The organism is Phascolarctobacterium succinatutens (genome assembly GCF_958453765.1).
Lineage (GTDB): Bacteria > Bacillota > Negativicutes > Acidaminococcales > Acidaminococcaceae > Phascolarctobacterium_A > Phascolarctobacterium_A succinatutens_B.
This window is the reverse complement of sequence record NZ_CAUDZA010000027.1, coordinates 19,817-33,024: the sequence shown is the minus strand read 5'-3', so window position 1 is coordinate 33,024 and position 13,208 is coordinate 19,817. Positions and strand designations below refer to the sequence as shown.

General features: G+C 48.3%; 8 protein-coding genes. All 8 read right to left on the bottom strand.

The genetic code is table 11. From position 1 onward, the window contains the following. Window positions 1-431: 431 nt before the first annotated feature. Window positions 432-2,114: an AAA family ATPase gene (locus Q7Q81_RS09475; protein WP_304275637.1), complete on the bottom strand. Its 1,683-nt coding sequence runs from the start codon at window positions 2,112-2,114 to the stop codon at window positions 432-434. A gap of 228 nt (window positions 2,115-2,342) precedes the next feature. Then, a complete protein-coding gene (locus tag Q7Q81_RS09470) occupies window positions 2,343-2,702 on the bottom strand; it encodes a hypothetical protein (protein WP_148495301.1) in 360 nt (119 codons plus the stop codon). A gap of 301 nt (window positions 2,703-3,003) precedes the next feature. Then, window positions 3,004-5,625: an alanine--tRNA ligase gene (gene alaS / locus Q7Q81_RS09465; RefSeq protein ID WP_304275635.1), complete on the bottom strand. Its 2,622-nt coding sequence runs from the start codon at window positions 5,623-5,625 to the stop codon at window positions 3,004-3,006. 250 nt (window positions 5,626-5,875) lie between these two features. Then, window positions 5,876-7,474 (bottom strand): AAA family ATPase, encoded by a 1,599-nt coding sequence (locus tag Q7Q81_RS09460; RefSeq protein ID WP_304275633.1) that lies wholly within the window; start codon window positions 7,472-7,474, stop codon window positions 5,876-5,878. A gap of 118 nt (window positions 7,475-7,592) precedes the next feature. Then, window positions 7,593-9,308 carry an ABC transporter ATP-binding protein gene (locus Q7Q81_RS09455; RefSeq protein WP_304275632.1) on the bottom strand — a complete coding sequence of 572 codons (1,716 nt, stop codon included), beginning with the start codon at window positions 9,306-9,308 and terminating at the stop codon, window positions 7,593-7,595. Further along, a complete protein-coding gene (locus Q7Q81_RS09450; protein ID WP_304275629.1) occupies window positions 9,309-10,718 on the bottom strand; it encodes an outer membrane protein assembly factor BamB family protein in 1,410 nt (469 codons plus the stop codon). It lies immediately after the preceding gene. Next, on the bottom strand, window positions 10,715-11,590 hold the full coding sequence (locus tag Q7Q81_RS09445) for an energy-coupling factor transporter transmembrane component T family protein (protein ID WP_303679770.1): 876 nt from the start codon (window positions 11,588-11,590) through the stop codon (window positions 10,715-10,717). The genes Q7Q81_RS09450 and Q7Q81_RS09445 overlap by 4 nt, the downstream gene beginning before the upstream one ends. After that, window positions 11,559-13,208, bottom strand: coding sequence for an ABC transporter ATP-binding protein (locus tag Q7Q81_RS09440; RefSeq protein ID WP_304275626.1), 1,650 nt, complete (start codon window positions 13,206-13,208; stop codon window positions 11,559-11,561). Before Q7Q81_RS09440 ends, Q7Q81_RS09445 begins: the two co-directional genes overlap by 32 nt.

The following is a 13,208-nucleotide window of genomic DNA, read 5'->3' as shown; positions in this document are numbered from 1 at the left end:
ACAACCCTCAGTCATCGCCTGCGGCGATGCCAGCTCCCTTGCAGGGAGCATATAAGGGAGCATATAGAAGTTAAACAGATTTGCGAATATTAGCCTTCCGCAGGTCTGATATATCTTCCCTGAAAGGGAAGGTGGCTGCGAGCTTTGCGAGCAGACGGAAGGGTTGCAGAGCGATATATCAATTGCGATGCCACACAGTCCCCTCGCTACCCCCTTCCGCCTCGCTTCGCTCGGCACCTTCCCCAAGGGGCAGGCAAGACTAATAGCTTTTCGATAAACTTCATTAGCACATTCTTGGTTCCCCCTCGGGGGGAACTGTCGCAATAGCGACTAAAGGGGGGTGCATGCATAGCAACTGAGTGCTTGGAACAACTTAGCAAGACTAATACACCAAAAGCCGCCCTTGCAGGCGGCTTTTTTTGCTGTAAAATCTAATTCGTCTTCAACTCAACCCTCTTATTGGCAAACGCAATACCGTATTTGTGTATAACACTTACGCCCAATGAACGCAACTCAGTATCATACTTCTTTTCTTCAATCTGGTCGAACGCAACCTGCGCCAGCTTGCTCAAAGCACAATCATCGTCCTTTGCTTCACCTGCTTTTATTTCAATAATAATCCCTGGCATACCTGCGTTTTTAGGAATAAGCTGAATATCATATCTGCCAGTTCCACTTTCTCTATTGGAGCGGATAAAGTGAGTATATTCAAATATAGTTATAAGTCCCAGCATCAGACCATGATAATAGCTTTCCCTAAGCCCGTCATAATAGCTGATTGTCTGCATCATAAATCTTCCCAGCGTCTCTTTGATGACAGCACTATCCTTATTTAATAAAGCGTCTCTTAAATCCGTTACCGTCATATCACCGACTTCCGCTATCAGCAAACTAATAATTTCCTTACGATAGATTGTGCGTATCTCCTTATTAGGAATATTAAGCCGACATAAATGCTCTCCGTCTTCGTTAAGTGTCATATCAGTTGCCTTCAGGTAACCTGTCATCAGAAGAAAACCAAGAATATCTGTCTGAGGCCCCTTAAGCTCAGGATAAATAATATTCGTTTTGATTACAGAGCTTACCTGCCCGTTTTCTTTAAGCAATTCATGAAGATTCCTGTAAGTTGCTTCATTGTACTTCTTCAGTATTTCATGAATAATAGTATTCTCCGAAGTCTGGCTCCAATACGGGATAGCCTTACAGCTGCTTGTTATATAATTAATCACCGACCACGGATTATAGATTTCAGTGCTGCCGAACCTATAGCCATCATACCAGCTTTTGATTTCTGCCAGCTTTTCAGTTACATTATAATACTGCGTTATAAGCTTGACCTCACCCTCAGTGAAGCCAAAATAACCACTAAAAGTATCATCAAGTACAGAATCAACGCGGATATTATTCAACCCGCTGAAGATACTTTCTTTAGCGACACGCAAGATACCCGTCATAATGCTCATAGTTATATAGGGATTATCCTTCAAGGCAGCCGAAAAGAAATTTCTTATAAACCTAATAGCTTCATTATAGTAATTATTGACGAAGCCTTCCTGGATAGGAGTATCGTACTCGTCAATGATTATCACAGGAGCCTTTTTGTAATACTGATAAAGCATTCTGCTGAGAATCTGCAGGCTGAGCATATAATCTGCTTTATTAGCATTTTTATTGACTATTTTTTCGTAAAAATCCTTGTCTTGTTTGGATATCTCATTACCAGCCTGCAATTCCGGGTGTCTTGCATACTCGGAGCTGATAATCATTTTCAACAGTTCATATGCTGTTTCCCAATCTTGCGCCTTTATATCCTTCAGCGACAAAAAGATAACAGGATATTGCCCTTGCTGCTGCCTATAGCTTTCGCCCTGCTGCCAGATTGCTTTATCCTTGAAATAGCTGCTGGTATCTGCGTCTGTTTTCTCAAAGAAAGTACGGAGCATATCCATGTTCAAGGTCTTACCAAAACGCCTCGGACGCGTAAAAAGAATGTTGCTCACCTTTTCATCAAGCAGGTCCTTTATAAGCAACGTCTTGTCGACATAATAATTTTCCCGGCAGATTCTTTTGAAGTCAGTAGTGCCGACAGGAAGCGGCAGTCTTGTCTGTTGCATGAGAATTCCCCTTTCTTTGCTTCTTCATATATTATAACATCTTTTAGCGCCTGCGACCATTTCCCCTGTCGATATAATTCTACACGCCTTTTTTATACTGCTGGCTGCATAACAAAAAATACCCCCAATACCATGCATCTGGTATCGGGGGCACACATCAAGCCCATAGCCTCACGACGTTCTTTATTAATTCACACTACAAAGGCACGGGCATCCACCCCAACACCCTCAATAAGCATCCAAGCCGTTGCGTGCGCCGCCGACAACACGCACATTGCTGACATTAAAAGCAGCTTTAATCACAGGCAGATACTTACCGATCAGCTCCGTGCGCACTCTTTCATCACCGGCAACCAGCAGCAACGCATCGTCGCCCAGGTTAATATTCAGCAGCGGACTAATCAGACGCTCAAACGCAGGCGCAGACATAGCCTTCTTCAAAGCCGTCAGTCCGGGTACAAGCTGCGGTTTTTCCTTAGCCATGCGCACTTCCAGCGCTTCAAAAGGAACCTCGAACAGCTTATCATTGGCTGCCCCGACAAAGCTTTCATTAAGAGAACCGCTTACACCAACAAAATCTTCTGCCATAAGAAAAACCTCCTTCATAACATATACACATAGGGAGACATAGCCTCCGCTCAAAATAAAAACTCCTGCTAATATGAATTTATCACGATTCGGACTCTTTGTCAAAAAATACATTGTGAAAATTTCAGCAGTGTTTCAATAACGCTTAACAAAAAAATGCTTCTCGGTAAGCGATCTTTACAACTTTAATCAAACCGGCTGAAAGCACTATTACAGAGATAAAAAAACTGACGAAGCAAAATTTGCCTCGTCAGTTTTATTTTTAGGTAATATTTAATTCAACGTCTGCTAAACGAAGTAATTATTTCACCATAGCAGCAACGATATCAAATGCAGCTGCAAGTGCTTCGTCAACCTTAGCTACGTCCTTAGCACCAGCCTGTGCCATATCCGGACGACCGCCGCCGCCACCGCCGCAAAGCTTAGCAACAGCCTTAACGATGTTGCCCGCATGTACGCCCTTAGCAACAGCATCCTTAGTAGCCATGGTCAAAATGCTTACCTTCTCGCCCATAACAGCAGCCAACACAACAACGCCGCCAACCTTATCACGCATCTGGTCACCCAGGTTACGCAGAGCGTCAACGCTGTCAGCATTAACCTTCTGTACCAGAACAGGAACACCGTTAGCATCTTTAATCTGGTCAGCAACATTGCTTACCTGCGCCTTAGCGATTTCTGCAGCCAGCTCTTCAGCCTTCTTCTGTGCTGCCTTCAGCTCGCATTGCAGAGCCTCCAGACGAGTCGGAACGTCGCAGGAGCGGCATTTCAGCTCAGCAGCCAGACCGTTCACCATTTCCTCGGTAGCGTTTACATGAGCCACAGCACCATGACCGGTAACAGCCTCAATACGGCGCACGCCTGCACCGCTGGAGCCTTCGCTCACGATTTTGAACATACCGATTTGTGCGGTATTGCTTACATGGCTGCCGCCGCAGAACTCCATAGAGAAGTCCGGTACGGTAACGACGCGAACAATATTGCCGTATTTTTCACCGAAGAGAGCGGTGGCACCCTTCTTCTTAGCTTCCTCAATCGGCAGCTCTTCAATATTAACAGCTTTGCCAGCCAGCACCTGCTCGTTGACAATAGCCTCTACTTTCTTCAGCTCCTCAGCGGTAACCTGAGAGAAGTGGGAGAAGTCAAAACGCAGACGGTCCGGACCGACATAGCTGCCGGCCTGGTTAACATGGGCACCCAGAACCTGCTTCAGAGCAGCATGCAGCAGATGGGTTGCGGTATGGTTACGCGCGATATCCATCTTGCGTGCCTTGTCTACAGCAAAGGTAACAGCGTCGCCTACAGCAACAGTGCCTTCGGTTACGGAACCGATCATAATAACAGCGCCGTCAGGCAGCTTTTTGGTAACATTTACAGCAATCACGCCGGTCGGAGCGGTAATAGTACCGATATCGCCCAGTTGGCCGCCGCCCTCAGCATGGAAAGCGGTAACGTCGCAGATAACAGCAACATCAGTGCCGTCAGCAGCGTTTTCAATCGGCTGTGCGTCATGCGCAGGATACATCTTCACAATCTTAGCTTCGGTTGCAGCCTCGTCAACCTTCAGCTCAGCAACATTGATGCCGCTGGTGTTATAAACAACCGGACGGCCTTCTTTATCGTTGCGTGCTTCACGCGCCATTTTACGCTGAACCTCCAGCGCAGCGTCGAAGCCCTCTTTATCCATAGTCATGCCTGCTTCTTCCAGGATTTCTTCAGTGAGTTCCCAGGGGAAGCCAAAGGTATCGTTCAGCTTGAAGGCAGTTGCACCGTCGAGCACGGCCTTGTTTGCAGCCTTCAGCTTTTCAATCTCCTCGTTCAGCAGCTCGCAGCCCTGCTTCAGAGTGCGCAGGAAGCTGGTTTCTTCCATTTCCACAACCTTTTTGATGAAGTCAGCCTTCTCTACCAGGTTGGGGTAAGCGTGACCGAACATGCCGATAACAACGTCAACAGCACCGGTCAGGAACATCTCGTTGATGCCCAGCAGACGAGCGTGACGGATAGCACGGCGCAGGATGCGGCGCAGTACATAACCGCGGCCTTCGTTGGACGGCAGAATACCATCACCGATCATAAAGGTCATGCTGCGTACATGGTCAGCGATAACCTTCAGGGAAACGTCGGTAGCCTTGTCCTTGCCATATTCAACATTGGCAATCTTAGCTGCATATTCAATAATCGGGAAAATCAGGTCAGTTTCAAAGTTAGACGGCTTGCCTTGAACAACACTTGCCAGACGCTCTAAGCCTGCGCCGGTATCAATGTTCTTGTTTTTCAGCGGCGGGTAGGTGCCATCAGGCATCTGGTTGAACTGGGTGAATACCAAGTTCCAGATTTCCAGGAAACGGTCGCAGTCACAACCGGGGCCACAGGTCGGTTTGCCGCAGCCGCGTTCAGGGCCGAGGTCGATGTGGATTTCGGAGTCAGGGCCGCACGGACCGCTGCCGATCTCCCACCAGTTATCTGCCAGGCGTACAATGTGGTCTTCAGGAACACCTACAACATTGTGCCAGATATCAAAAGCCTCGTCATCCTCAGTATGGATGGTGATGTAAAGCTTGTCGGCAGGCAGGCCAAGCTCCTTGGTCAGGAACTCCCAGCTCCAGGGGATAACCTCTTTTTTGAAATAATCGCCAAAGGAGAAGTTACCCAGCATTTCAAAATAGGTATGGTGGCGCGCAGTGCGGCCAACATTTTCAATATCACCGGTACGCACGCATTTTTGGCAGGTGGTGATGCGGGTAGCAGGCGGTTTCATTTTGCCGGTGAAAAACGGCTTAAAGGGTGCCATACCTGCACCGATAATCAGCAGAGTCGGGTCATCCTGAGGAATCAGGGATGCACTCGGAAGCATAAGGTGGCCTCTATCTTGGAAAAATTTCAAAAACTTTTCGCGGATTTCGTTACCAGTCATGTATTTCATAGTAGTTCATTCGCTCCTTCGAAAAATAATACTGCATTACTGCGGAAATGCCGCAGCAAACAAAGATTGCATATAAAAAAATTATATAATTTTTGCCTGTGAATGTCAATAAGCGCAAAGGGTCAGTGGTATATATATAGCATAAAAAAACGGAGCAATTAACCACATTATATCCATTATTTCAGCAAACAAATAATGCTGCAGCCGTTATCTGTAGCTACAGCATTATACATCAGCTTATTTGGTTATTCTATTGATTGCTTCCGCCAATAAATTTTTCAATACTGCAGGTGTGCTCCTTGGTTTTCTTATCGTAATTAATACCAACCAATAAAATTTCATCAGCAAAATTTTGTAAGCTTACCGGATACTTCTTTTCCTTTATCTGCTTCATAGCAGTATCTGCATTTTTATTCCACTTCAGCTCCACCAGCAAAGCAGGATAGATATGAGCATAATATTGCTTAGGAATAAATACAAAATCAGCAAAACCGCGACCTAACGGCATTTCGCGTACAGGCTTGAAATAATACTGCATAGCGCATAGATATGCTACGGTCAAAACGCTGCTAAGTGAATTTTCATCGTTATACTGAATCGCAGATGTATATTCCATATGCACCTTTTCGATCATAGACGCCACAGCATCTGCATCCATGTCAAGCGTAGCATTTAACACCTCGCGTGACATCCTCTGAAAATCAGCAAATTCATCCCAGGCTGTTTCCTCCAAAGCATTAACAAATTCACTGCGAACCTCTTCGTTAGGTATATAAGCCTTTTGCTCCTGCTGCTCATATGCCAGATATCCCAAATGAATCAGCGACGTCATAACATCATGCTTATTCTTAAAAGTCACCATATCATTTTGATATGAATTAGTACGCACCAAAACAGCATCACCGGAAAGCATGGTGACAATATCCGTTTTCAGGCCATCAAAATTCATATTAATTAACGGAATGATGGATTCATATGTACCCGTCTGTGACCAATAGCTCTGAAAGGTTCCCCGCAGCATTACGCCTACCACAGCTCTAGGGTTATACACATGATAGCCGCCGAGCTGATAACCATCATACCAGCGCTTTACCTCCGCAAAATCCTTGTGATATTTTTCACACAAGACGCGCACCTCGCTCTCCATAAAGCCAATATATGGAGCAAGAACGCCAGAATCAAGCATGGTATATTCATCAAAGTTGTTCAACGCAGACTGCGTTTTGAATTTTTTTATCGGCAGAATACCTGTCATAAAGGCTAAAGCTATATAGCGTGTCGGCTCAATACCCTTGAACAGACTGCGCAGAAAATCAATATACTCTTCCTGCGCAATTTTATTCGTGCTCTCGTCGCGAATCAGTACATCCCATTCATCAACAATAATTACAAAACGATTACCGGTTGCATCGCTGATATAAGCTAAAGCAGTGGAAACCTTAGTCACCTTTTCCGGTATATATTCACCATAGGCCTCACGCAGCTCCTCCATAAGTACCTGCGAAATAAAGGCAACCGTTTTTTCGGCACTTCCTGCTTCCTTGCAGCACCATTGCACATCAAAATGGATAACATCATATTTATTGAGTTGTTTTTGATACGCAGGACTTTTTTCGATAGCCAGTCCGGCAAAAAGCTCCTGCGAATCACAGCCCTTGCTATAATAGGCAGCCAGCATATTGGCTGTAATTGATTTACCAAAACGGCGTGGGCGACTGTTACAGATAAAAGCCTGCTGCGTTCCCAAAACCTTGTTGGTAAATTCTATGAGTCCGGTTTTATCAACGTAAATTTCCGAATCTATCGCCGTTTGAAAGGCTCTGTTATCAGGATTAAGAAATAAGCCCATTTCCATTACCTCCTCCGTTTTGACTAATCCTCTATACAGCATTATAGCACAAAGCTATATCATCGTATACTGCAACCATAAGCATCAAGTTATGTATTTTTTGAAGTGAAAAATACCCTTAATCCTGCTCATCCAGCTCATACAGGCGCTTATAAATGCCATCCAAAGCCATAAGCTCCTTGTGCGTGCCGATTTCCGCAATTTCGCCGTTATGCAGCACCACAATTCTGTCAGCGTTGATAATCGTCGACAGACGATGTGCGATAATCAGCGTAGTGCGGCTTTCAGCCAGCTTATCCAGTGACTTCTGAATCTGCTTTTCAGTCTTGGTATCCAGCGCACTTGTCGCCTCGTCGAACACCATCACCGGCGGATTCTTCAAGAAGGCACGGGCAATAGCAATACGCTGCTTTTGGCCGCCGCTCAGCTTCACGCCTCGCTCACCCACCTTGGTTTCGTAACCCTCAGGCAGCGCGCTGATAAAGTCATCAGCAGCAGCCAGCTTGGCAGCCTGCTCAATCTCCTGCTCACTCGCCTTAATCTTGCCGTAAGCAATATTAAAGTTTACCGAATCGCTGAAGAGGAAAACATCCTGCTGCACCAGGCCGACATGGTTACGCAAATAGCTCTGCTTATACTTTTTGATATCCACACCGTCAAGCAGCACTCTGCCCTGCGTCGGCTCGTAAAAGCGCAGCAAAAGGCTTGCCAGCGTTGTCTTGCCTGCACCCGTAGCACCCACAAAGGCCACCTTTTCACCGGGAGCGATATCAAGATCAAAATGCTTCAGTACCGGCTTATCCTGCAGATAACCGAAGGTTACATTCTCAAAGGTAATACGTCCCTTAATATTACCTGCAGCAATCGCATCAGGTGCATCGTCAATCTCCACCCTATGCTGCATCATCTCATTAAAGCGGTGATAGCCGGCCATACCGCGCTGATACATTTCCGTAAACATCAGCAGACGGAAAACAGGCTTCATAAAGATATTAACATAAAGGAAGAAGGCAACAAAATCACTAAGCGCCAGCTGGTTATTGGCAACCATCACACCACCGCAAACCAAAACTACCAGATTGGTTGCGTTGGTAAAAAAGGTAATAGTTCCCGAAAAATATGAAAGTATCGCAAATGATTCGGTACGCACACGCAAAAGCTCATTACTCTTGCGCATAAAGCGCTCCAGCTCCAGCTGTTCATTAGCAAAGGCCTTCACCAGACGGATACCGCTCAGAGCCTCCTCTGCCTGCGCGGAAACCTCACCGGATTTTTCACGGCTGCGGCGGAAGGCACGCTTCATCTTTCTGTTGACGAAAACAGAATGCACCGCCTTAATAATCAGCATAGCACCGATAATAGAGCCAAGATACGGATTCAAATACAGCATCATGAAAATAGTACCCAGCATACTGATAGTGCAGACAAGAAGGTCATTAGGTCCTTTAAATGTCAGCTCGCTGATTTCCACGATATCGCTTGTAATGCGCGATAGCAGCTGTCCTGTGCGGGCATTATCAAAAAAGCGAAAGGACATTTTTTCCATATGTCCGAACAAATCGCGACGCATATCGTTCTCAATGCCGGAACTCATCACATGACCATAATAGTTGATAGAAAAAAGCAGACCGAAGTTTACAACATATAAGGCTAAAAGTATCCCAGCCCAGTAAAGCAGCTCGTCAATATTCTTTTGAGGAATCTGAACATTAAGCATCTGCCTTACGATATAAGGAAAGACCAGCTCCAGCAAGGCCGAGAAGCACGAGCCTATCAGCACCAGAAGCAAAATCAGCTTATAGGGCTTATAATAATGAATTATTTTTTCTAACATTTACTTTGCTCCTCCTACGTTATTTTTCCAGATATGTAAACGGTAAGCACCGATAATCTTGCCATCGGGAGTCAGCGCCGGCGCTTCCACGCCTGCTAACCACTTGCCATCCGGCGAGATGCCAATTGCCTGACAAGGTCCTTCGGTTGGGAAATAGCTGTACTTTTTGCCTGTTTCCAGGTCCAGCACCAGTGCTCCGTGCGCCTTGTAATTGTGCGTGCGCACGTTGCGCCCCACCGCGCAGGCCGCCAGCCTGCCGGCGAAGGCTATTTCCTCCATCGTACCGTCTGCCATATACTGATAGCGGAAGGTACCGTCTGTGTTGAATACAAAAATACTGTTATTGCTCGGATGCTCTACAGGCGTCGGCAGCTGCCAGTTTTCACGGTTAAAGGTGTTAATCGTAGTAAAGAGCACGCCGTAGGGTGTTATAAAGCCGTCGCGGCCGCTGGCGTTGACATAAGCGCCGTCAACCTCCTGCGGCTTGGAAATGGAACGCGTCCACAGGATTTTACCTGCCTCATCAAACAGCATGCCGCGTCCATCACTGGCCGCTGCTGCCAGATATTTGCCATCCGCGCTGTAGTTGGGGCTGCCGCGCATAACTGTGTTATCAAAGGGCGGAATCGGCGGTACATGCGTCGAATTGAGCAGCTCGCCGGTTCTTTTATCGAGAAAATACATCGTATCCTTATACTTCATATCCTCGCGGTAATCGTAGGCAGATGTAGAAAAAACAGCTCTGCCGTTGTTATCATTGACATCGCACCAGTTTATCCAGCTGTCGATAACCTCGTTCTTGGGGAACTGCCACAGCAGCCTGCCATCCTCGTTAACCGCCAGCATTTTGGCATTATAGCCTCTGCTGCCGTCCTTGCGCATCAAAAAGCGGTAAGCGTTGGCATAGACGTTGTTTTCCTTATCGACTGCGATATGCACCACGGAAGGATAGGAACGCTGCGAAGCATCCGAGCCGACAAAGTCAGCACCCTTGTATTGCCAACGGATATCGCCTGTGTGCACATCAACGGCGTAAAGCCTGCCCTCCGCGCTCTGCTCGCCTACTATCGCCAGCTTGCCGTCAGGCGTAAGGCACAGTGCAATCAGCTTGCCGACGCCCAGGGAGCGCTTCCATTTCTGGCGTCCCTCGTTGTCGAAGAGGAAGAGCTCGCCACGCTCCGTTCCGACAATCCAGCCTTCTTCCTCAGCGGCGTAGCGCACCACCGCCTTCGTAAAGCCCATGCGGTCATAATTCTGCGTCGGGATATCACCCAGATAGACGCTCACGCCGGAGCCGTCGTTATTAACATGAAACTGGTTCCATGGCGTTCTGCTGCCGGTAATCCAGTACAGTGCGCACCAGGAAAGCAGCAGCAGCACAAGTGCCAGCCAGCCTTTAAGCTTATTCATAGATATAGCACCGTCCAATCATAGATTTGGCGGAATACGCCAAAGTAGAAGCCCTGCTCCGACAGCAGGTAAATAATTTTACTGCCAACAACTGCCACCACTACTGCAAACAGCAGCAGGCAGCTTGCCTTTTCACGTGCATCCCACTGTTGGCGTCGCTTTGCAGCGCCGCCTGCGAAAAAGCCGCGGCTTACAACCGAAAGCGCCAGCGTCTGCGCACGCCTCAGGCAGCGTGCCAAAAGTGGCTTGGCGATATACGGCAAGTGACGCAGAACGGCAGTACGTCCGCTCTGGCTGTCGCTGCGCAGCTGCAGCGCTGTGATAACCTCGCCTGTTTCGGCCGCCAGCACCGGCAAAAAGCGAATTGCCGTCACCAGCATGAACGCCAGCTGCGGCGGCAGTCGCCAGGCCAGCAATGCCTGCAGCAGCTGCCGCGGGTCACTCGTCCAGCAGACCAAAAGTCCCAGTGCCAGCATGCTGGCGCTGCGCAATCCTTGAACCGCACCGTACAAAATACCCTCACGGTAGATGAAAAGTCCGCCCGTCAGCTGGCCGATGAAGCCTGCCTCCGGAGCAATCAGCACGAAAAGCGGTGTACGCGGTGTCTGCGCAAAAAACAGCGCTTGGCTGAACATTGAGCCCCACAAGCCCAGGAGCAGCAGAATCGCCATCACCTTCCATTTGTAGATAGAGGTTTTCGCTGCCAGATGCAGTATTAAGGTAAACGTAAATAAAATAAAGAGTGTCCGCGGATTATCCACGGTAATCATCAATATTGCAAAGAGGAAGAGGAACAAAAGCTTGGTACGCCCGTTGAGCTTCTGTGCCCAGCCTGCAGCATCAGTTCCTTCCCACAGCTGTCTTACGGACATAGCGCTTCACCCCCTCTACCGTGATGCAGGGAGGAAGACCCGCCTGCTCGCACACCGGCAGCAGCGCTGACGGTGTCAGACCGCCGGCCTCCACCAGCTCCTTATTGCTCAAAACCTCTTCTGTCGTGCCGTCGGCAATAATCTTCCCCGCACACAAAACAATTACACGGTCGGCCACCTGTGCCGCCAGCTCCATATCATGCGTACAGATGAAAATACTGCCCCCCTGCTCCTTATAAGCCAAAAGCAGACGGCGGATTTCCGCCAGACTCTGTTCGTCCTGTCCTGTCGTAGGCTCGTCCAAAAGCAGCAGCGCAGGCTTCTTCGCCAGCATTGCTCCCAAAACAACGCGTAAGCGCTGTCCCTTGCTCAGCGCCAACGGAAAATCATCGGCATATTCCTCCAGATTCATATGCTTCAGAAGCAGCTGCAGCTCCTCCTGCGTAATCGTATGATTCTTCCAGCACAGCTCCTCACGCACCGTATCTGCCAAAAGCATCAGGTCAGGCTCCTGCCGCAGATAACCGATTTTTCCCAGCTGCTTACCGACAGGCTGTCCTGCCAGCAGCAAGCTTCCCTGCTGCGTCTGCGTCAGTCCGCCCAAAAGGTTCATCAGAGTGCTTTTGCCTGCACCGTTGAAGCCCATAATAGCTGTAATCTGCCCCTGATAAAGCGTAAACTGCAGCTTCTTCAGCGTTGGCTCCTTGCTGCCGGGATAGGTGTAATACAAATCGCGCGCTTCGAGAAGAGGCTTCTGAGGACCTGCAGGCTGTGTCTGCGCAGCAGTAACTGCAGGCTCGCATTCACTATGCAGCATCTGCACAATTCTGCCCTCGTCCGTTGTCAGCTCCGACAGTTGCAGGGCTCGGCACAGCTTCACCGTCTGCGGCTCACGCAAGCCCAAATCACCGCGACCTGTCATCGCCTGCCAAGCATCTTTAACAAGGCCGTCATACACAATGCGTCCTTCCTGCATTACAGACAGACGCGAAAAATATTTGCAAAGCTCGTTCACACGATGCTCAATCATCAAAATAGCAATGCCTGCCTCGCGGTTGAGGCGCACTAAAAGCTGCATAAAGCTCTGCACGCCCTGCGGGTTCATCTGGCTGACAGGCTCGTCTAAAATCAAAAGTCCCGGCCTGGTAACGAGAATCGAAGCCAGTGCTAAGCGCTGCCTCTGACCGCCGCTCAGCTTGTGAATGCTGTAATTTTCAAAGCCGCCCAAGCCTACCAGCTGCAGAGTTTCACTCACCTTGCGTGCGATAACCTCATGCTCCTCTCCCTGGTTTTCCAATGCAAAGCCTACTTCATCGGCAACCGTCATTGCAAAAAGCTGGTCGTCAGGCGACTGGTACACAGTGCCTACCAGCTGGCCTGTTTTTTCCGGCGGCCATTTGCTGATATCCTCACCCTGCAGATAAATTGCTCCCTGCAGCTCGCCACGCTCCTCGCTGCCCAGCAGGCCGCTGATAGCCTTAATCAGCGTCGACTTGCCACAGCCGCTGCGACCTGCCAAAAGCAGCATTTCCCCGTCCGCCAGCGTCAGGTTGATATTCTTTAAGGTAAACTGCTTCCTTGAAGGATAGCGATAAGATAAATTGTCTATTTTCAGCAT

What these genes read in the sequence shown, in the direction of transcription:
- Q7Q81_RS09475 (WP_304275637.1), bottom strand. Translation starts at nt 2,114, where the DNA reads ATGCAACAGACAAGACTGCCGCTTCCTGTCGGCACTACTGACTTCAAA.
- Q7Q81_RS09470 (WP_148495301.1), bottom strand. Translation starts at nt 2,702, where the DNA reads ATGGCAGAAGATTTTGTTGGTGTAAGCGGTTCTCTTAATGAAAGCTTT.
- alaS (WP_304275635.1), bottom strand. Translation starts at nt 5,625, where the DNA reads ATGAAATACATGACTGGTAACGAAATCCGCGAAAAGTTTTTGAAATTT.
- Q7Q81_RS09460 (WP_304275633.1), bottom strand. Translation starts at nt 7,474, where the DNA reads ATGGGCTTATTTCTTAATCCTGATAACAGAGCCTTTCAAACGGCGATA.
- Q7Q81_RS09455 (WP_304275632.1), bottom strand. Translation starts at nt 9,308, where the DNA reads ATGTTAGAAAAAATAATTCATTATTATAAGCCCTATAAGCTGATTTTG.
- Q7Q81_RS09450 (WP_304275629.1), bottom strand. Translation starts at nt 10,718, where the DNA reads ATGAATAAGCTTAAAGGCTGGCTGGCACTTGTGCTGCTGCTGCTTTCC.
- Q7Q81_RS09445 (WP_303679770.1), bottom strand. Translation starts at nt 11,590, where the DNA reads ATGTCCGTAAGACAGCTGTGGGAAGGAACTGATGCTGCAGGCTGGGCA.
- Q7Q81_RS09440 (WP_304275626.1), bottom strand. Translation starts at nt 13,208, where the DNA reads ATGCTGAAAATAGACAATTTATCTTATCGCTATCCTTCAAGGAAGCAG.